Origin of the sequence: Streptomyces sp. NBC_01788 (genome assembly GCF_035917575.1) — a bacterium.
Classification (GTDB): Bacteria; Actinomycetota; Actinomycetes; order Streptomycetales; family Streptomycetaceae; genus Streptomyces.
Genome location: NZ_CP109090.1, coordinates 5,336,065 through 5,355,771 on the forward strand (window position 1 = coordinate 5,336,065; position 19,707 = coordinate 5,355,771).

Here is a 19,707-nt window from a genome sequence, read left to right on the forward strand (position 1 = left end):
TGGCCCCAGTCCTGGCAGACTGGTACGTCGGCTCCGGTTCACGCTCCGCATTCCGCGGCTGCGACCCGGCGCCCTCCCGGAACTCTAGGAGACACCTTGAAGCGCGACATCCACCCCGCGTACGTCGAGACGCAGGTCAGCTGCACCTGCGGCGCGTCGTTCACCACCCGTAGCACGATCGAGTCCGGCACCGTCCGGGCCGAGGTCTGCTCCGAGTGCCACCCGTTCTACACGGGCAAGCAGAAGATCCTCGACACCGGTGGCCGTGTGGCCCGCTTCGAGGCCCGCTTCGGCAAGGCTGCCGCCGGCTCCAAGAAGTAGCGAGCCCCTTTTCGCCGGTCCACGGCCGTGCCCCCGCCTCGGGGTACGCCGGGACCGGCGTTTTTGGTCGCCCGCCTTCCCCCACCCCAGCAGTACAGGCAGTACAGGAGCCGAAAGATGTTCGAGGCCGTCGAGGAACTCGTCGCCGAGCACGCCGACCTGGAGAAGCAGCTCGCCGATCCGTCGGTCCACGCCGACCAGGCCAACGCGCGCAAGCTCAACAAGCGCTACGCCGAGCTCACCCCGATCGTCGCCACGTACCGCTCCTGGAAGCAGACCGGCGACGACGTCGACACCGCGCGCGAACTCGCCGCGGACGACCCCGACTTCGCGGCCGAGGTCAAGGAGCTGGAGCAGCGGCGCGAGGAGTTGACCGAGAAGCTGCGCCTCCTGCTCGTCCCGCGCGACCCCAGCGACGACAAGGACGTCATCCTGGAGATCAAGGCGGGCGCGGGCGGCGACGAGTCGGCCCTGTTCGCCGGCGACCTGCTGCGCATGTACCTGCGGTACGCCGAGCGCGTGGGCTGGAAGACCGAGATCATCGACGCCACCGAGTCCGAGCTGGGCGGCTACAAGGACGTCCAGGTCGCGGTGAAGACCCGCGGGCAGATCGAGCCCGGCCAGGGCGTGTGGGCCCGGCTGAAGTACGAGGGCGGGGTGCACCGCGTGCAGCGGGTGCCGGCCACCGAGTCCCAGGGCCGTATCCACACCTCCGCGGCCGGTGTGCTGGTCACCCCCGAGGCCGAGGAGGTGGACGTGGAGATCAACCCCAACGACCTCCGCATCGACGTCTACCGGTCCTCCGGGCCCGGCGGCCAGTCCGTCAACACCACCGACTCCGCGGTGCGCATCACGCACCTGCCCACCGGTGTCGTCGCCTCCTGCCAGAACGAGAAGAGCCAGCTGCAGAACAAGGAGCAGGCACTGCGTATCCTGCGCTCCAGGCTGCTGGCCATGGCGCAGGAGGAGGCGGAGCGGGAGGCCGCCGACGCCCGCCGCAGCCAGGTCCGCACCGTCGACCGCTCCGAGAAGATCCGCACGTACAACTTCCCGGAGAACCGCATCTCGGACCACCGCGTCGGATTCAAGGCGTACAACCTGGACCAGGTCCTGGACGGCGAACTGGACGCGATGATCCAGGCCTGCGTCGACGCGGACTCGGCCGCCAAGCTCGCGGCCGCGTAAGACACGTACGCACGCGGCGCGTGCGCATGTACGAGCACCAACGGAGGACCAGCGTGCAGCAAGAATCCGGGGGGCGGCCCCCGAGTCCCCGCAGCGTGCTGCTCGCGGAGGTGGCGCAGGCCACCCAGCGGCTGGCCGACGCGGGCGTGGACTCGCCGCGCACCGACGCGGAGGAGCTCGCCGCGTTCGTGCACGGCGTCAAGCGGGGCCAGCTGCACACCGTGAAGGACGCCGACTTCGACGCCCGCTACTGGGAGGTCATCGCCCGGCGCGAGCAGCGTGAGCCGCTCCAGCACATCACCGGGCGTGCCTACTTCCGGTATCTGGAACTCCAGGTCGGGCCAGGGGTGTTCGTGCCCCGGCCGGAGACCGAGTCCGTGGTGGGCTGGGCCATAGACGCCGTACGGGCCATGGACGTGGTCGAGCCGTGCATCGTCGACCTGTGCACCGGCTCGGGGGCCATCGCGCTCGCCCTCGCCCAGGAGGTGCCGCGCTCGCGTGTGCACGCCGTGGAGCTGAGCGACGACGCGCTGAAGTGGACCCGCAAGAACACGGAGGGGTCCCGGGTCGACCTGCGCCAGGGCGACGCCCGGACGGCCTTCCCCGACCTCGACGGCCAGGTCGACCTCGTCATCTCCAACCCGCCGTACATCCCGCTCACCGAATGGGAGTACGTCGCCCCCGAGGCCCGCGACTACGACCCGGAACTGGCGTTGTTCTCCGGGGAGGACGGCCTCGACCTGATCCGCGGCATCGAGCGCACCGCGCACCGGCTGCTGCGGCCCGGCGGAGTCGTCGTCGTGGAGCACGCCGACACCCAGGGGGGACAGGTGCCGTGGATCTTCACCGAGGAGCGGGGCTGGGCCGACGCCGCCGACCATCCCGACCTCAACAACCGGCCGCGGTTCGCCACCGCCCGCAAGGCGCTGCCGTGACCCTCATCAGGACGTCCGACCAGCAGTACGTGTACGAGGAGGCCCGCTGACAATGGCACGGCGATACGACACCAACGACGCCACCGACCGCGTGACCGGTCTGCGCGAGGCCGCGTCCGCCGTCCGCCGGGGCGAGCTCGTGGTGCTGCCCACCGACACCGTCTACGGCATCGGCGCCGACGCGTTCTCCTCCGAGGGCGTGGCCGACCTGCTCGCCGCGAAGGGCCGGGGCCGCAACATGCCGACCCCCGTGCTCATCGGCTCCCCGAACACGCTGCACGGGCTGGTCACGGACTTCTCCGAGATGGCCTGGGAACTCGTGGACGCCTTCTGGCCTGGCGCGCTGACGCTGGTCGCCCGGCACCAGCCGTCCCTCCAGTGGGACCTCGGGGACACCCGGGGCACGGTCGCCGTGCGGATGCCGCTGCACCCGGTCGCCATCGAGCTGCTCACGGAGGTCGGCCCGATGGCCGTGTCGTCGGCGAACCTGACCGGCCACCCGGCGCCGGAGACCTGCGACGCCGCGCAGGAGATGCTCGGCGACTCCGTCTCCGTCTACCTCGACGGCGGCCCGACCCCCGGCAACGTCCCGTCCTCCATCGTCGACGTCAGCCGCAAGGTGCCCGTGCTGCTGCGTGAGGGCGCCCTGTCGCCGGAGGAGCTGCGCAAGGTGGTACCCGACCTCGAGGTGGCGAATTGACGGCCCCTGACGCGGGGCGTGGCATAGGCGACACCTTCCGCATCCTGCACGTCAGCACAGGGAACGTGTGCCGTTCGCCCATCACCGAGCGGCTGACCCGGCACTTCGTGGCGGACCGGCTCGGGGATCCGCAGGGCGGCGGGCTGATCGTGGAGAGCGCGGGCACCTGGGGTCACGAGGGCGCGCCGATGGAGGCCAACGCGGAGACCGTGCTGGCCGACTTCGGCGCGGACGCCTCCGGCTTCACCGGCCGGGAACTGCTGGACGAGCACGTGATCCGGGCCGACCTGGTGCTCACCGCGACCCTCGACCACCGCGCCCAGGTCATCTCCATGGGCCACTCGGCCGGGCTGCGCACCTTCACCCTCAAGGAGTTCACCCGCCTGGTGAAGGCGATAGATCCGGCCACACTGCCGCCGCTGGAGGAGGGCGTGGTCGAACGTGCCCGCGCCCTGGTCCGCGCCGCCGCCGCTCTACGCGGGTGGCTCCTGGCCCCCACCGCCGAGGCCGACGAGGTCTACGACCCCTACGGCGCCCCCCTGACGTTCTTCCGTTCCGTGGGCGACGAGATACACCAGGCCCTGGACCCGGTGGTGACGGCCCTGACGGGCGTACGGGCGCGCGCCTGACCCACCGCGGGCGTATGGCGGGCAGAGGGCTCCTGGGGGCCCGTGCCCCGGCCGGAAAGGCCGGAGATGTCCTGGGGGCGGCGTGTGGGCCCCGCTGAAGCCCCGCAGGGCCTCGGCAGGCCGGAGCCCGGCAGGAGCGTTCCGGCGGGGCCGGTGGGCCCCGGCTGGAGGCTCGTAGAGGGGCGGCCGGGTGTACCGGGGCCCGTGGACGCTCCGTCGCTCATCGCGGCCTTCCCGGGCCCCGCACAGCACGTCCGCCCGGGCCCCCGCACAGGCCCGTCCGTCCGGACCCCGGGAACGTGACCGCAGGGGCCCGTGGGCATTGCCGTGACGGCCCAATGGGCCGCGCGAGGCGGGGCTCACGGGCCTACATTGGACGTACGTCAACGTCGACCGTCCGGAGCGCCACATGTCGGTCATCCCCGTTCTCGAGGCCGATCTCCTGCGCCGGCAGGACCCCGAGCTGGCCGATGTGCTGCTGGGGGAGCTGGACCGGCAGTCGACGACGCTCCAGTTGACCGCGGCGGAGAACTTCACCTCACCCGCGGTGCTGGCCACGCTCGGCTCGGTGCTTGCGAACAAGTACGCCGAGGGCTATCCGGGCGCCCGGCACCACGGCGGCTGCGAGTTCGTGGACGCCGCCGAACGCCTCGCCGTGGCGCGGGCCAAGGCCCTGTTCGGCGCCGAACACGCCAACGTGCAGGCCCATTCGGGCTCGTCCGCGGTGCTCGCCGCCTACGCCGCGCTGCTGCGGCCCGGCGACACCGTGCTTGCCCTCGGCCTGCCCTACGGCGGGCACCTCACGCACGGCTCGCCCGCGAACTTCTCCGGCCGCTGGTTCGACTTCGTCGGCTACGGCGTCGACGCCGAGACCGGGCTCATCGACCACCAGCAGGTGCGCACGCTCGCCCACGCGCACCGGCCCAAGGCGATCGTGTGCGGTTCCATCGCCTACCCGCGCCACATCGACTACGCCTTCTTCCGCGCGGTCGCCGACGAGGTCGGCGCCTATCTGATCGCCGACGCGGCCCACCCCATCGGACTCGTCGCCGGCAGGGCGGCGCCCAGCCCCGTGCCGTACGCCGACGTGGTGTGCGCCACCACCCACAAGGTGCTGCGCGGACCGCGCGGCGGGATGATCCTGTGCGGGAGCGAGCTGGCCGAGCGCGTCGACCGCGCCGTGTTCCCGTTCACCCAGGGCGGCGCCCAGATGCACACCATCGCCGCCAAGGCCGTCGCGTTCGGCGAGGCCGCGACCCCGGCCTTCGCCGCCTACGCCCACCAGGTCGTCGCCAACGCGCGGGTGCTCGCCGCCCGGCTGGCCGCGGAAGGCCTGATTGTCACCACCGGCGGCACGGACACCCACCTGATCACCGTGGATCCGGCGCCGCTCGGCATCGAGGGCCGTGCCGCCCGCGGGCGGCTGGCCGCCGCCGGTATCGTCCTCGACTGCTGCGCGCTGCCGCACGCCGACGGCCGCGGGCTGCGCCTGGGCACCGCCGCGGTGACCACCCAGGGCATGGGCCAGCAGGAGATGGAGTGGATAGCCGTCCTGTTCGGCAAGGTGCTGCGCGGCGAGGCCGACGGGGCGAGCGCGCGGGAGGACGTGCGCGAACTCACAGGCCGGTTTCCGCCGTATCCCGGCTGAGACGGGGTAGCCGAACGGCCGTACAAACCCGTACACAGCCACACGTGCAACCATCGTCGCTACCCGGAAGTCCCCATACATATGCCTGCGTCGCTAGGGTGTGGGGCTGAGAAGGCCAGCGAGACCTGTGGGGAAGCCCGTGCGTGAATACCTGCTGACGCTCTGCATCACGGCCGCGGTGACGTATCTGCTGACAGGGCCGGTACGTAAGTTCGCGATCGTTGCGGGGGCGATGCCGGAGATCCGGGCACGTGACGTGCACCGGGAGCCCACTCCCCGGCTCGGCGGTATCGCGATGTTCTTCGGGATGTGCGCGGGCCTGCTCGTCGCCGATCACCTCACCAACCTCAACGAGGTCTTCGAGAAGTCGAACGAGCCGCGCGCGCTGCTCTCCGGCGCCGCCCTGATCTGGCTGATCGGCGTCCTGGACGACAAGTTCGAGATCGACGCCCTGATCAAGCTGGGCGGTCAGATGATCGCGGCCGGCGTCATGGTGATGCAGGGTCTGACGATCCTGTGGCTGCCCGTGCCCGGCGTCGGCACGGTGGCGCTCACCCAGTGGCAGGGCACCCTGCTCACGGTCGCCCTGGTCGTCATCACCATCAACGCGGTCAACTTCGTCGACGGCCTCGACGGTCTGGCCTCCGGCATGGTGTGCATCGCGGCCGCCGCGTTCTTCCTGTACGCGTATCGCATCTGGTACGGCTACAACATCGAGGCCGCCGCCCCCGCGACCCTCTTCGCGGCCGTCCTCATGGGCATGTGCCTGGGCTTCCTGCCGCACAACATGCACCCCGCGCGGATCTTCATGGGTGACTCGGGGTCCATGCTCATCGGCCTCGTGCTGGCGGCCGGCGCGATCTCGGTGACCGGGCAGGTCGACCCGGACGTGATGAAGCTGTTCTCCGGCTCCGAGCGCAACGCGGTGCACCAGATGGTGCCGGTCTACATCCCGCTGCTGATGCCGCTGACGATCATCGCCATCCCGGCCGCCGACCTGATTCTGGCCATCGTGCGGCGCACCTGGAACGGCAAGTCGCCGTTCGCCGCCGACCGCGGTCATCTGCACCACCGCCTGCTGGAGATCGGCCACTCGCACAGCCGGGCCGTGCTGATCATGTACTTCTGGGCGGCCCTGATCGGCTTCGGCGCGCTCACCTACTCGGTCAAGTCGGCCTCCATGTGGATCGTGCTGGGCATCGTGGTGCTCAGCTTCATCGGCCTTGTGCTGCTCCTGCTGCCGCGCTTCACTCCGCGCGCCCCGCGCTGGGCCGAGCAGTTCGTGCCGCCGCGGTACCGGCGCCGCCGTGCGGCCGCCCTCCCGGACGCCTCCACGCCCGCTACGGCGTCGTCCGTGTCGTCCGCGGCCCCCGAGGCCGCCGCGCCCCGCGCGTCCGAGGAGAGCCCGGCGCAGGGGGAGACGCCCGTGGCGGCGGGTGTGGGAGTCCGTGCCGGTGCGGCCGGTGGTGTCAACGGAGCGACCGCTGTGGGAGCCCGTTCGCGCGCCCTGGACGGGCGGAAGGCCGGAACGTCGCGCTGACGGCGCCAAGGTAAGAATCTGACTAAAGCGTTGCCAACTCGTGGGGCGTCAAATCCCCGCAATGTCGGGCGAACAGGGCTGGATTTTGCACAGAAGTGCAGCTGTACTCTCACACGTGAGGGTCAGCACACCTTTGAGGTAAAGACCTCATCAAATAGTTTGTGATACCGTTCACGAGTATCCCGGATAGCCGAAGGGCCACAGTGCGAAGGTCCTGGTGGGGCCGAGGTTTTCACCCTCGGCACCGGGACTACGCTCGTCCCATGACGACGCCCTGCCCCCTGTGAATGCGGAGTTGCCGCGATGCCGTCCAATGACGCCCGGATCCTGGCCGAGGCCGCTGTGCCCACAGCCGCCGTCGGTGCGGTTGCCGCCGTCATCAGCGGTGTGGTCGCCGGTGGCAAGGGAGCGATCGGCGCGGTCGTCGCGACCGTGATCGCGATCCTCTTCATGGGGATCGGCCTCTACGTCCTGCAGCGCACCGCCAAGTCGCTCCCGCACCTTTTCCAGGCGATGGGCCTGATGCTCTACGCGACGCAGATCCTTCTGCTGTTCGTCTTCCTGGCAGTGTTCAAGCACACGACGCTGTTCAACCCCAGGGCATTCGCCTTCACGCTGCTCGCTGCCACACTGGTGTGGATCGCGGCGCAGACGCGTGCGCACATGAAGTCCAAGATCCTCTATGTCGAGCCCGACTCGACCCCGTCTTCGGCCGGCCAGAAGTCCGAGAAGACGGAGCGCTCGTCGTGAGCGGTAGGGCCGGGATAAGGACGCATGAGAGTTCCTGCTATCGTCCGTTGCCAACTGCGGCATCGCGGGCGCGGGCATCCGAGCTGACGCCTGGTCGATCGCGAGGCGAGATGCCCCACAGCCGCCCCCACATCCGTAACACCAGTCCCGTGCCGAACCGCGGCCTCGCGCCGCGCCGACACAACGAGGTTGCCGTACCCATGCGCCACGCTGAAGGAGCCCGCGGTGAGTGCTGATCCGACGCAGGTGCTCGCCTTCGAGACCGATTGCCACATCTTCTCCGGCTGTGGCTTCCCCGCTCCGGGCCTGCACTCGTTCCTGTTCGAGCCCCTCTGGGGCAACGCGGACAGCAACCTGTACTTCAACAAGACGATGCTGCTGGCGCTGCTCGGCTCCATCGTCGTCGTCGGATTCTTCTGGGCCGCCTTCCGTAAGCCCCAGGTCGTGCCGGGCAAGCTCCAGATGGTCGCCGAGGCCGGTTACGACTTCATCCGGCGCGGGGTCGTCTACGAGACGATCGGCAAGAAGGAAGGCGAGAAGTACGTCCCGCTCGTCGTCTCCCTGTTCTTCTTCGTCTGGATGATGAACCTCTGGTCGATCATCCCGGTCGCCCAGTTCCCGGTCACCGCGATCATCGCGTACCCGGCGGTCCTGGCCCTGATCGTCTACGTGCTGTGGGTCTCGCTGACCTTCAAGCGCCACGGCTTCGTGGGCTTCTTCAAGAACGTGACGGGCTACGACAAGTCGCTGGGCGCGGTGCTGCCGCTGGCCATGCTCATTGAGTTCTTCTCGAACCTGCTGGTGCGGCCGTTCACCCACGCGGTGCGACTCTTCGCCAACATGTTCGCGGGCCACACGCTGCTGCTGCTCTTCACGATCGCGAGCTGGTACCTGCTCAACGGCATCGGCATCGCCTACGCCGGTGTCAGCTTCGTCATGACGCTCGTGATGACGGCCTTCGAGCTCTTCATCCAGGCACTGCAGGCGTACGTCTTCGTCCTCCTGACGTGCACCTACATCCAGGGCGCGCTCGCCGAGCATCACTGAGCGCCCCGCGCAGGAACCCCCTGATCGTCCGGTGGCCAACCCCCACCGGTCCGTAAAGAAAAGGAAGAACTGGCATGTCCCAGACCCTTGCCGCTGTTTCCGGCTCGCTCGGCTCCATCGGTTACGGCCTCGCTGCCATCGGCCCCGGCGTCGGCGTCGGCATCATCTTCGGTAACGGCACCCAGGCCCTGGCCCGCCAGCCCGAGGCCGCCGGCCTGATCCGCGCCAACCAGATCCTCGGCTTCGCCTTCTGTGAGGCGCTGGCGCTGATCGGTCTGGTCATGCCGTTCGTCTACGGCAAGTGACCAGCTGAATCACTTCCAGCCGACTAGACGAAAGGCAGAAACATGAGCCCGCTGCTCACGGTCGCGGCCGAGACGGAGAACCCGCTCGTCCCGCCGATCCCCGAGCTTGTCATCGGCCTGATCGCCTTCGTCATCGTCTTCGGTTTCCTCGCGAAGAAGCTCCTCCCGAACATCAACAAGGTTCTGGAGGAGCGCCGCGAGGCCATCGAGGGCGGTATCGAGAAGGCCGAGGCCGCGCAGACCGAGGCCCAGAGCGTCCTTGAGCAGTACAAGGCTCAGCTCGCCGAGGCCCGCCACGAGGCCGCGCGCCTGCGCCAGGAGGCACAGGAGCAGGGCGCCACGCTCATCGCCGAGATGCGGGCCGAGGGCCAGCGTCAGCGCGAGGAGATCGTCGCCGCCGGCCACGCCCAGATCGAGGCCGACCGCAAGGCCGCCGCGTCCGCGCTCCGGCAGGACGTCGGCACGCTGGCCACCGAGCTGGCCGGCAAGCTCGTCGGCGAGTCCCTCGAGGACCACGCCCGGCAGAGCCGTGTGATCGACCGCTTCCTCGACGGCCTCGATGAAGCCGCTTCGAAGGCCGAGGCGACTCGATGACCATGCACGGAGCCAGCCGTGAGGCGCTGACCGCCGCACGGGAGCGTCTGGACGCGCTGACGGACTCCACCTCCGTGGACGCCGGCCGGCTCGCCGACGAACTGGCGGCCGTCACCGCGCTGCTCCACCGCGAGGTCGGTCTGCGTCGGGTCCTGACCGACCCGGCGCAGTCCGGCGAGGCCAAGGCCACGCTGGTGCAGCGTCTGCTCGGCGGGCAGATCGGCGGCACGGCCACCGACCTGGTGTCCGGCATGGTGCGTTCCCGCTGGTCGCAGCCCCGCGACCTGGTCGACACGCTGGAGGAGCTGGCGGACGTCGCCGACCTCACGGCGGCACAGCAGAACGGCACGCTCGACGACGTCGAGGACGAACTGTTCCGCTTCGGCCGGATCGTCTCCTCGAGCACCGGCCTGCGCGCGGCCCTGACCGACCGCGCCGCGGCCGCCTCGGCCAAGAAGGAACTGCTGCGCCGGCTGCTCGGCGGCCGCACGGCCCCGACCACCGAGCGTCTGGTGACGCGCCTTGTGACCGCGCCGCGGGGACGTAGCCTGGAAGCGGGACTGGAGTCCCTGACCAAGCTCGCCGCCGAACGCCGCGACCGCATGGTCGCCGTCGTCACCTCGGCGGTCCCCCTGAGCGACACGCAGAAGCAGCGCCTCGGCGCGGCCCTCGCCAAGCTCTACGGCCGCCAGATGCACCTCAACCTCGACGTGGACCCCGACGTCCTCGGCGGGATGCGGGTGCAGGTCGGCGACGAGGTCATCAACGGCTCCCTCGCGGACCGGCTCGAGGACGCCGCCCGCCGCATGGCGAGCTAGCAGCAACTCAACACGCAAGACGTACACGACGGCCCTGGTTGGGCCGTGCAGAGGATTCACCTCTTATTGGGGGGAGTCCCCGACTCGTGGAATACCCCCCAAGTGAAACTTCGGGCCCAACAAGGAGAGCAGGGAACCCAGATGGCGGAGCTCACGATCCGGCCGGAGGAGATCCGGGACGCGCTGGAGAACTTCGTCCAGTCGTACAAGCCGGACGCGGCCTCGCGCGAGGAGGTCGGTACGGTCACCCTTGCCGGCGACGGCATCGCGAAGGTCGAGGGGCTTCCCTCGGCCATGGCCAACGAACTGCTGAAGTTCGAGGACGGCACCCTCGGCCTCGCCCTCAACCTCGAGGAGCGCGAGATCGGTGCCATCGTCCTCGGTGAGTTCAGCGGTATCGAGGAGGGCCAGCCGGTGCAGCGCACCGGTGAGGTTCTGTCCGTCGCCGTGGGCGAGGGCTACCTCGGCCGCGTGGTGGACCCGCTCGGCAACCCGATCGACGGCCTCGGCGAGATCGAGACCGAGGGTCGCCGCGCCCTCGAACTGCAGGCCCCCACGGTCATGCAGCGCAAGTCGGTGCACGAGCCGATGGAGACGGGCTACAAGGCCGTCGACGCCATGACCCCGATCGGCCGCGGCCAGCGTCAGCTGATCATCGGCGACCGCCAGACCGGCAAGACCGCGCTGGCCGTCGACACGATCATCAACCAGCGTGACAACTGGCGCACCGGCGACCCGAACAAGCAGGTCCGCTGCATCTACGTCGCCATCGGCCAGAAGGGCTCCACCATCGCGTCGGTCCGGCGCTCGCTGGAGGAGAACGGCGCGCTGGAGTACACGACCATCGTGGCCGCCCCGGCGTCCGACCCGGCCGGCTTCAAGTACCTGGCGCCGTACACCGGGTCCGCCATCGGTCAGCACTGGATGTACCAGGGCAAGCACGTCCTGATCATCTTCGACGACCTGTCGAAGCAGGCCGACGCCTACCGCGCCGTGTCGCTGCTGCTGCGCCGTCCGCCGGGCCGTGAGGCCTACCCGGGCGACGTCTTCTACCTGCACTCCCGTCTGCTGGAGCGCTGCGCGAAGCTGTCCGACGACATGGGCAAGGGCTCGATGACGGGTCTGCCGATCGTCGAGACCAAGGCCAACGACGTCTCGGCGTTCATCCCGACCAACGTCATCTCCATCACCGACGGCCAGTGCTTCCTGGAGTCGGACCTGTTCAACGCCGGTCAGCGCCCCGCGCTGAACGTCGGTATCTCCGTCTCCCGAGTCGGTGGTTCCGCGCAGCACAAGGCGATGAAGCAGGTCTCCGGCCGTCTGCGCGTGGACCTGGCCCAGTTCCGTGAGCTGGAGGCGTTCGCCGCCTTCGGTTCCGACCTGGACGCGGCCTCCAAGGCCCAGCTGGAGCGCGGTCAGCGCATGGTCGAGCTGCTGAAGCAGGACCAGTACCAGCCGATGGCCACCGAGGACCAGGTCGTCTCCGTGTGGGCCGGTACCACCGGCAAGATGGACGACGTGCCGGTCGCCGACATCCGCCGCTTCGAGAAGGAGCTCCTGGAGTACCTGCACCGCAAGGAGCAGGGCCTCATGACCTCCATCAAGGAGGGCGGCAAGATGTCCGACGACACGCTCCAGGCCACCGCCGAGGCGATCGCCGAGTTCAAGAAGCAGTTCGAGACGGGCGACGGAAAGCTGCTCGGCGAGGACACCCCGGCCGCTGCCGCCAAGTGACGTAAGGAAGGGACCTGACTCATGGGAGCCCAGCTCCGGGTCTACAAGCGTCGCATCCGATCCGTCACCGCGACCAAGAAGATCACCAAGGCGATGGAGATGATCGCCGCCTCGCGCGTCGTCAAGGCGATGCGCAAGGTGTCGGCCTCCACGCCGTACGCGCAGGAACTGACCCGCGCGGTCACGGCGGTCGGAACCGGGTCCAACACCAAGCACCCGCTGACCACGGAGGCGGACAACCCGACCCGCGCCGCGGTGCTGCTCCTGACGAGCGACCGCGGCCTGGCCGGCGCCTTCAACTCCAACGCCATCAAGGCGGCGGAGCAGCTGACCGTGCGCCTCGAGGGCGAGGGCAAGCAGGTCGACGCCTACATCGTCGGCCGGCGAGGTGTGGCCCACTACAACTTCCGTGAGCGCAAGATCACGGAGTCGTGGACCGGCTTCACCGACGAGCCCTCGTACGCGGACGCCAAGACGGTGGCGGCCCCGCTGATCGAGGCCATCCAGCAGAACACCGAGGACGGCGGCGTGGACGAACTCCACATCGTCTACACGGAGTTCGTCTCGATGATGACGCAGACGGCGACCGACGCCCGGCTCCTGCCGCTGCGCCTCGAAGAGGTGTCGGAGCAGGCAGTGGCGAAGGACGAGATCCTTCCGCTGTACGACTTCGAGCCCTCGGCCGAGGACGTCCTCGACGCGCTGCTGCCGCGCTATGTGGAGAGCCGTATCTACAACGCGCTGCTCCAGTCGGCCGCTTCGAAGCACGCCGCCACCCGGCGCGCGATGAAGTCGGCCACCGACAACGCGGGCGAGCTGATCAACACGCTCGCGCGTCTTGCCAACGCGGCCCGCCAGGCCGAAATCACCCAGGAAATCAGCGAGATCGTCGGTGGCGCGAGCGCCCTGGCCGACGCGACCGCGGGGAGTGACAAGTAATGACCACCACTGTTGAGACGGCCACGGCGGCGGGCCGCGTCGCGCGGGTCATCGGCCCGGTCGTCGACGTGGAGTTCCCCGTCGACGCGATGCCGGAAATTAACAACGCCCTTCACGTCGAGGTCGCCGACCCGGCGAACGCGGGCGAGAAGAAGACGCTGACGCTCGAGGTCGCCCAGCACCTCGGTGACGGCATCGTCCGCACGATCTCCATGCAGCCCACCGACGGCCTGGTCCGCCAGTCCCCGGTGACGGACACCGGCTCGGCGATCTCCGTCCCCGTCGGCGACTTCACCAAGGGCAAGGTGTTCAACACCCTCGGTGAGGTGCTGAACGTCGACGCCGAGTACGACGGCGAGCGCTGGGCGATCCACCGCAAGGCGCCGAACTTCGACGAGCTCGAGTCGAAGACCGAGATGTTCGAGACCGGCGTCAAGGTCATCGACCTGCTGACCCCGTACGTCAAGGGCGGCAAGATCGGTCTGTTCGGCGGCGCCGGCGTCGGCAAGACGGTGCTCATCCAGGAGATGATCTACCGCGTCGCCAACAACCACGACGGTGTCTCCGTGTTCGCCGGTGTCGGTGAGCGCACCCGTGAGGGCAACGACCTCATCGACGAGATGAGCGAGTCGGGCGTCATCGACAAGACCGCGCTCGTCTTCGGTCAGATGGACGAGCCCCCGGGCACCCGTCTGCGCGTCGCGCTGGCCGGCCTGACCATGGCCGAGTACTTCCGCGACGTCCAGAAGCAGGACGTGCTGTTCTTCATCGACAACATCTTCCGCTTCACGCAGGCCGGTTCCGAGGTCTCCACGCTGCTCGGCCGCATGCCGTCCGCGGTGGGTTACCAGCCGAACCTGGCCGACGAGATGGGTCTCCTCCAGGAGCGCATCACCTCGACCCGCGGTCACTCGATCACCTCGATGCAGGCGATCTACGTCCCTGCGGACGACCTGACCGACCCGGCTCCGGCCACCACCTTCGCCCACCTCGACGCGACGACGGTTCTGTCCCGTCCGATCTCGGAGAAGGGCATCTACCCGGCCGTGGACCCGCTGGACTCCACGTCCCGGATCCTGGACCCCCGCTACATCGCGGCGGACCACTACAACGCGGCCATGCGCGTGAAGAGCATCCTGCAGAAGTACAAGGACCTGCAGGACATCATCGCGATCCTCGGTATCGACGAGCTCGGCGAGGAGGACAAGCTCGTCGTCCACCGTGCCCGTCGCGTGGAGCGCTTCCTGTCCCAGAACACCCACGTCGCCAAGCAGTTCACCGGTGTGGACGGCTCGGACGTGCCGCTGGAAGAGTCGATCGCGGCGTTCAACGCGATCTGCGACGGCGAGTACGACCACTTCCCCGAGCAGGCGTTCTTCATGTGCGGTGGTATCGAGGACCTGAAGAAGAACGCGAAGGAGCTGGGCGTCTCCTGAGCATCGAGCTCACCCGAGGGGGCGGGTGCGGTCCCGCCCCCTCTCCCACGCCCCTTAGAATTGACCCCAACACCCGGCAGCCCTGCCGGGTGGTGACCCGAGGAGCCACTCTTGGCTGCTGAGCTGCATGTCGAGCTGGTCGCCGCCGACCGCCAGGTCTGGTCCGGCGAGGCCACCCTGGTCGTCGCGCGCACCACGTCCGGCGACATCGGCGTCATGCCCGGTCACCAGCCGCTGCTCGGTGTGCTGGAGTCGGGCCCGGTGACCATCCGTACGAGTGAAGGTGCGACCGTCATCGCCGCTGTGCACGGCGGTTTCGTCTCGTTCGCGGACAACAAGCTGTCGCTGCTGGCGGAGATCGCCGAACTCTCGGACGAGATCGACGTCCAGCGCACCGAGCGGGAGCTCGAACGCGCGAAGGCGGAGGGCGACGCTCATGCCGAGCGCCGCGCGGAGGTCCGACTGCGCGCGGCGACGACGAGCTGAACCAAGCCAGCCGTGTGATGACGTCACTCAGCCGCGGCCGGTACCGGAGCAATCCGGTACCGGCCGCGGCTGAGGTGAATGTGGATGTTTTTTCCGTTCCATTACCTAGGAGACGAGGAGGTCGGTGTCGATGGTCCTCGCTCTGACTGTGTGCGGGCTGGTGGTCTTGCTCGTGGTGATGGGACTGTTCGTCTTCGGCCTGCGACGCAGGCTCATCCAGCGTTCGGGCGGCACCTTCGACTGCAGCCTGCGCTGGGACGTACCGGAGAAGGCCGACACCAGCGGCAAGGGCTGGAGCTACGGTGTCGCCCGCTACAACGGCGACCGCGTCGAGTGGTTCCGTGTCTTCTCCTACGCGCTCCGCCCGCGCCGCACCCTGGAGCGGGCCTCCATCGAGGTGGCCGGCCGCCGTCTGCCCGAGGGCGAGGAGGAACTCGCCCTGCTCTCCGACGCGGTCGTCCTCACCTGCCTGCACCGCGGTACGCGCCTGGAACTCGCGATGAGCGAGGACGCGCTGACGGGCTTCCTGGCCTGGCTGGAGGCGGCACCGCCCGGACAACGGGTGAATGTGGCGTAGCCGCATTCGCTCGTTGGGTGGGGGTCCCCCCGGACGAAGTCTGGGGGAGGGTGAATGTGGCGTAGTACGGCGAAGAGCGCCGCCGGACCTGGTCCGGGGGCGCTCCGCCGGTCTTGGGACCCGTGGGTCCTTACGACAGACCGCCGTTGATGGCGTTCACCAGCTCACCGTTGCTGGTGTCACCGCTGAACTCCCAGAAGAAGGCGCCGCCGAGGCCCTGCTGCTTGGCCCAGGACATCTTCGTGCCGATGGTGGCCGGGGTGTCGTAGGACCACCAGTTGCTGCCGCACTTCGCGTAGGCCGTGCCCGCGATGGTGCCGGTGGCCGGGCAGGACGTCTTGAGCACCTTGTAGTCCTCGATGCCCTGCTCGTACGTGCCGTTCGCCGGGCCCGTGGCCGTGCCGCCCGGGGCGTCCTGGGTGACGCCGGTCCAGCCGCGGCCGTACAGGCCGATGCCGATGAGCAGCTTGCTGGCCGGCACGCCCTTGGACCTGTACTTGGCCATCGCGTCGGCCGTGGTGAAGCCGGCCTGCGGGATGCCGTTGTACGAGGTGAGCGGGGAGTGCGGGGCGGTGGGGCCCTTCGCGTCCCAGGCGCCGAAGAAGTCGTACGTCATCACGTTGTACCAGTCGAGGTACTGCGCCGCGCCGCCGTAGTCGGCGGCGTCGACCTTGCCGCCGGAGGTGCCGTCGGCGGAGACGGCCGCCGTGACCAGGGCGCTGTTGCCGAACTTGGCGCGCAGTGCGGCCGCCACGTTCTTGATGGCAGCGGACCCGCTGGTGTCACAGGTCAGACCGCAGGCGTTCGGGTACTCCCAGTCGATGTCGATGCCGTCGAACACATCGGCCCAGCGGGAGTCCTTCACCAGGTCGTAGCAGGACTGGGCGAAGGCCGTGGGGTTCTTGGCCGCGTCCGCGAAGCCGCCGGACCAGGTCCAGCCGCCGAAGGACCACAGCACCTTGATGTTCGGGTACTTGGCCTTGAGCTGGCGCAGCTGGTTGAAGTTGCCGCGCAGCGGCTGGTCCCAGGTGTCGGCGAGGCCACTGACCGATTCGGCGGCGGTGAACGCCTTGTCGTAGTCGGCGTAGGAGTCGCCGATCGTGCACTTGCCGCCGGTGACGTTGCCGAAGGCGTAGTTGATGTGCGTGATCTTGGCGGCCGAGCCGGACGTCACGATGTTCTTGACGTTGTAGTTGCGGCCGTAGATGCCCCACTCGGTGAAGTACCCGAGCCGGACCTTGTTGCCGGGCGGGGGAGTGGTGCCGCCACCGCCGCCGGTGGTGCGCACGGCGACCGAGCGGCTGACCGGGCCGGTCTGGCCGGCGGTGTCGCGGGCCTGGACGCTGTAGGAGTAGTCGGTGCCGGCGGTCAGTCCGGTGTCCGTGTACGAGGTCGTCGTCACGGTCGCGACCGTCCTGCCGTCGCGCAGCACGTCGTAGTTCTTGATGCCCTTGTCGTCGGTGGCCGCGCCCCAGGTGAGCTTCACCGAGGTGTCGGTGATGTTCGAGGCGGTCGGGGTGCCCGGTGCGGAGGGCGGATTGTCGCCGGGGACGGTGCTGCCGCCGTCACAACTGCCGCCGTTGAGCTTGCAGTTGCTCGGGGAGCCGGCACCGGCGCCGTTGAAGCCGAAGGAGACGGAGGCGCCCGGGGCGAGGGTGCCGTTGTAGGACTTGTTCTTCGCGGTCCAGTGGGTGCCGGAGCTGGTCACGTCCGCGTCCCAGGCGGAGGTGACGGAGGTCCCGGAGGGGAAGTCCCACTCGATGGTCCACGAACTGATGGCGGCGGAACCGGAGTTGGTCACCGTCCACTTGCCCTCGAAGCCGGTGCCCCAGTCCTGGGTCTTGGCGTAGGTGGCGGTGGCCGATGTCGCGGCCTGGGCGGAGCCCGCGAGGCCGACAAGGCCGGCCAGCGGGAGCAGCAGGGTCGCGAACCCGGCCGCGGCTCTGTGTCTGAAGCGCATACCGCGCCTCCTCTTGTGAGGTCGCCTGCGGGGCGCTATGGCCACCCCTTCGGCGGTGGGGGTTGTGGTCGGGGGCGTGACTGAGCCATCACGCCACCGGTGCCGCGAGAATAGAAAGGTCTGGACCACGGGTCAATAGGTCTGGACCAGTTGCCCCCGTCGGCTCTCAGATCCCCAACTCCTGCGCCAGCACCGCCGCTTGGACCCGGCTGCGCAGCTCAAGCCTGCCCAGCAGGCGGCTGACGTGGGTCTTCACCGTGCCCTCCGCTAGTGCCGCGACGGGGCGAACGCTGCCTGTCGCGGCACTAGGTCGAGGCGAAGGGCGATCCCGGCGTTGGACAGCCCCTCACCCAGGCGCGACAGCACCTCGCGCTCCCGGGGGGGGCAGGGTGTCCACGCGGCCGGCACCGCCTTCGCCTCCCGTGCCGGCGCGGCGGCGAACTCGGCGAACAGGCGCCGGGTGACGGCGGGCACGACGATCCCCTCCCCGCGTGCCACCGTGCGCACCGCCTCCACCAGCTCCCGCGCCTCGGCACTCTTGAGCAGGAATCCGGCCGCGCCCGCGCGCAGCGCCCCGAAGACGTACTCGTCGAGGTCGAAGGTGGTCAGCGCAAGGATGTCGGCCGGCCGCTCCGCGACCACCTGCAAAGTCGCCGACGCCCCGTCCAGCAGCGGCATCTGAATGTCCATCACCACCACGTCCGGACGCAGTTCGCAGGTCGGCGCCACCGCCTGCTCGCCGTCCGCCGCCTCGCCGGTCACTTCGATGCCGGGCGCGCTGCGCAGGATCAGGACCAGCCCGGCGGGGACGGCGGGCGACGACGCCGCGGTGCCGGCGAGCAGGGCGGGCCCCGGCCGGGTGCGGCGCAGCAGCTCGCACCCCGCCATCACCAGCAGCGGGACGGCGACCGCCCAGCCAGGACGGAGGACGGGGCGTGGCGAGCGCGGGTGTGCAGCCCGATGCCGATGAGCACCAGCCCGCCGAGCAGCCCGCCGCCCCGTCACGGACTGGCCCGGGCGCGCCACGAGGGCGGCCTCTGGCTGCGCACCCTCGTCGCGTCCTGCGTCTGCCTCGCCGTGCTCCGGGCGGCGATCCTGTACGTCGGCGACCCGTCCGCCACCGAGCTGCTCAGGTCCTGGCTGGGGACGACGCTGCGGGATCGCCGGGATCCACGGGCTGATCGCGCTGTCGTACCTGCTCTTCCCCAAGAAGGCTCCGGCCGGGCCGGACCGGCCGGACGAGGAGCGCACACCGGCCCGACGGTGAGCGGGCGAGGGGTGCGCCGGCGGGAGGGAGCGCTCAGCGTTCGCCGCCCGGCACCCACAGCACATCACCGGAGGCCTTGTTGGCCGTGCGCGCCAGGATGAACAGGAGGTCCGACAGCCGGTTGAGGTAGGTAGCGGTGAGCGGGTTCATCGTCTCGCCGTGCTCCTCCAGGGCGGCCCAGGTCGAGCGCTCGGCGCGGCGGACCACCGTGCACGCCTGGTGGAGCAGGGCTGCGCCGGGAGTCCCGCCGGGGAGGATGAAGGAGCGGAGCTTGCCGAGTTCGGCGTTGAAGCGGTCGCAGTCCTCCTCCAGCCGGTCGACGTAGAACTGCTCGACCCGCAGCGGCGGGAACTCCGGGTTCTCCGCCACCGGCGTGCACAGGTCCGCGCCCACGTCGAACAGGTCGTTCTGCACCCGGGTGAGGACCTCGGTGATGTCCTCGGTGAGCTCGCCCAGCGCGATCGCGGTGCCGATCGCCGCGTTCGCCTCGTTGGCGTCGGCGTACGCGGAGATCCGCAGGTCGGTCTTGGCGACCCTGCTCATGTCGCCGAGGGCGGTGGTGCCCTTGTCCCCGGTCCGGGTGTAGATGCGCGTCAGGTTGACCATGAGGCCAATCTAGACGCTTCCGCGACGGACGCGGAGCGCCGTTTTCGCGGTGGCGCCAACCCGGCCCGAGGCGCCAGGAATTCGCGGCCGCGCCCGCCTGCACCGGACGTGACGGGTGTCTCACGCCCTGAGACAGTGACACGCATTACTTACGGGTCTCAAGGACCCGTGTGAGCGCTAATGTCCGCACAGGAGCCAGGCGTAAGCAGCGGGTGAGCGCCAAGCGCTCG

At 69.6% G+C, this 19,707-nt stretch carries 19 protein-coding genes and 1 pseudogene; 17 read left to right on the forward strand and 3 right to left on the reverse strand.

Annotation, left to right across the window (positions count from 1 at the left end; all coding sequences use genetic code 11):
• Positions 1 to 96 precede the first annotated feature (96 nt).
• The 17 genes from rpmE (at position 97) to OIE49_RS24385 (ending at position 15,644) form a co-directional block, all read left to right on the forward strand.
• Entirely contained in the window at positions 97 to 321 is a 225-nt protein-coding gene (rpmE, locus tag OIE49_RS24305; protein ID WP_100568051.1) for a 50S ribosomal protein L31, read from the forward strand.
• A gap of 117 nt (positions 322 to 438) precedes the next feature.
• Complete coding sequence (gene prfA, locus OIE49_RS24310) at positions 439 to 1,506, forward strand: peptide chain release factor 1 (RefSeq protein ID WP_326804133.1); 1,068 nt, start codon at positions 439 to 441, stop codon at positions 1,504 to 1,506.
• Between the two features lie 95 nt (positions 1,507 to 1,601).
• Positions 1,602 to 2,441 (forward strand): peptide chain release factor N(5)-glutamine methyltransferase, encoded by an 840-nt coding sequence (gene prmC, locus OIE49_RS24315; protein ID WP_326806317.1) that lies wholly within the window; start codon positions 1,602 to 1,604, stop codon positions 2,439 to 2,441.
• A 52-nt stretch (positions 2,442 to 2,493) separates the two neighbouring features.
• Positions 2,494 to 3,141, forward strand: a complete 648-nt coding sequence (locus tag OIE49_RS24320; RefSeq protein WP_100568048.1) for an L-threonylcarbamoyladenylate synthase — start codon at positions 2,494 to 2,496, stop codon at positions 3,139 to 3,141.
• The gene (locus OIE49_RS24325; protein ID WP_326804134.1) at positions 3,138 to 3,770 is read left to right on the forward strand and encodes an arsenate reductase/protein-tyrosine-phosphatase family protein; all 633 of its coding nucleotides are present in this window, start codon (positions 3,138 to 3,140) and stop codon (positions 3,768 to 3,770) included. The genes OIE49_RS24320 and OIE49_RS24325 overlap by 4 nt, the downstream gene beginning before the upstream one ends.
• 409 nt (positions 3,771 to 4,179) lie before the next feature.
• Positions 4,180 to 5,418 carry a serine hydroxymethyltransferase gene (glyA, locus tag OIE49_RS24330; RefSeq protein WP_326804135.1) on the forward strand — a complete coding sequence of 413 codons (1,239 nt, stop codon included), beginning with the start codon at positions 4,180 to 4,182 and terminating at the stop codon, positions 5,416 to 5,418.
• Between the two features lie 139 nt (positions 5,419 to 5,557).
• The gene (locus OIE49_RS24335) at positions 5,558 to 6,958 is read left to right on the forward strand and encodes an MraY family glycosyltransferase (protein WP_326804136.1); all 1,401 of its coding nucleotides are present in this window, start codon (positions 5,558 to 5,560) and stop codon (positions 6,956 to 6,958) included.
• 303 nt (positions 6,959 to 7,261) lie between these two features.
• Positions 7,262 to 7,708, forward strand: coding sequence for a hypothetical protein (locus tag OIE49_RS24340; RefSeq protein ID WP_100568044.1), 447 nt, complete (start codon positions 7,262 to 7,264; stop codon positions 7,706 to 7,708).
• A 225-nt stretch (positions 7,709 to 7,933) separates the two neighbouring features.
• Positions 7,934 to 8,755: a F0F1 ATP synthase subunit A gene (atpB, locus tag OIE49_RS24345; RefSeq protein ID WP_326804137.1), complete on the forward strand. Its 822-nt coding sequence runs from the start codon at positions 7,934 to 7,936 to the stop codon at positions 8,753 to 8,755.
• A gap of 74 nt (positions 8,756 to 8,829) precedes the next feature.
• The gene (gene atpE / locus OIE49_RS24350) at positions 8,830 to 9,060 is read left to right on the forward strand and encodes an ATP synthase F0 subunit C (protein WP_024884520.1); all 231 of its coding nucleotides are present in this window, start codon (positions 8,830 to 8,832) and stop codon (positions 9,058 to 9,060) included.
• Positions 9,061 to 9,102: 42 nt separating this feature from the next.
• Positions 9,103 to 9,654, forward strand: coding sequence for a F0F1 ATP synthase subunit B (locus tag OIE49_RS24355; protein ID WP_326804138.1), 552 nt, complete (start codon positions 9,103 to 9,105; stop codon positions 9,652 to 9,654).
• Between the two features lie 2 nt (positions 9,655 to 9,656).
• On the forward strand, positions 9,657 to 10,472 hold the full coding sequence (locus tag OIE49_RS24360) for a F0F1 ATP synthase subunit delta (RefSeq protein WP_326806318.1): 816 nt from the start codon (positions 9,657 to 9,659) through the stop codon (positions 10,470 to 10,472).
• Between the two features lie 141 nt (positions 10,473 to 10,613).
• Positions 10,614 to 12,206, forward strand: coding sequence for a F0F1 ATP synthase subunit alpha (gene atpA / locus OIE49_RS24365; RefSeq protein ID WP_326804139.1), 1,593 nt, complete (start codon positions 10,614 to 10,616; stop codon positions 12,204 to 12,206).
• A gap of 21 nt (positions 12,207 to 12,227) precedes the next feature.
• Positions 12,228 to 13,145: a F0F1 ATP synthase subunit gamma gene (locus OIE49_RS24370; protein WP_100568039.1), complete on the forward strand. Its 918-nt coding sequence runs from the start codon at positions 12,228 to 12,230 to the stop codon at positions 13,143 to 13,145.
• Positions 13,145 to 14,581 (forward strand): F0F1 ATP synthase subunit beta, encoded by a 1,437-nt coding sequence (atpD, locus tag OIE49_RS24375; RefSeq protein WP_326804140.1) that lies wholly within the window; start codon positions 13,145 to 13,147, stop codon positions 14,579 to 14,581. Before OIE49_RS24370 ends, atpD begins: the two co-directional genes overlap by 1 nt.
• A gap of 111 nt (positions 14,582 to 14,692) precedes the next feature.
• Positions 14,693 to 15,067 (forward strand): F0F1 ATP synthase subunit epsilon, encoded by a 375-nt coding sequence (locus OIE49_RS24380; protein ID WP_326804141.1) that lies wholly within the window; start codon positions 14,693 to 14,695, stop codon positions 15,065 to 15,067.
• 130 nt (positions 15,068 to 15,197) lie between these two features.
• Positions 15,198 to 15,644: a DUF2550 domain-containing protein gene (locus OIE49_RS24385; RefSeq protein ID WP_326804142.1), complete on the forward strand. Its 447-nt coding sequence runs from the start codon at positions 15,198 to 15,200 to the stop codon at positions 15,642 to 15,644.
• A 130-nt stretch (positions 15,645 to 15,774) separates the two neighbouring features.
• Here OIE49_RS24385 and OIE49_RS24390 read toward each other — a convergent pair whose 3' ends face one another.
• From OIE49_RS24390 to OIE49_RS24400, 3 genes and pseudogenes are all read right to left on the reverse strand, one after another.
• Complete coding sequence (locus OIE49_RS24390) at positions 15,775 to 17,604, reverse strand: glycoside hydrolase family 18 chitinase (protein WP_326804143.1); 1,830 nt, start codon at positions 17,602 to 17,604, stop codon at positions 15,775 to 15,777.
• Between the two features lie 166 nt (positions 17,605 to 17,770).
• Positions 17,771 to 18,492: pseudogene (locus OIE49_RS24395) on the reverse strand (response regulator).
• A 412-nt stretch (positions 18,493 to 18,904) separates the two neighbouring features.
• Positions 18,905 to 19,477, reverse strand: a complete 573-nt coding sequence (locus OIE49_RS24400; RefSeq protein ID WP_326804144.1) for a cob(I)yrinic acid a,c-diamide adenosyltransferase — start codon at positions 19,475 to 19,477, stop codon at positions 18,905 to 18,907.
• Positions 19,478 to 19,707: the final 230 nt, after the last annotated feature.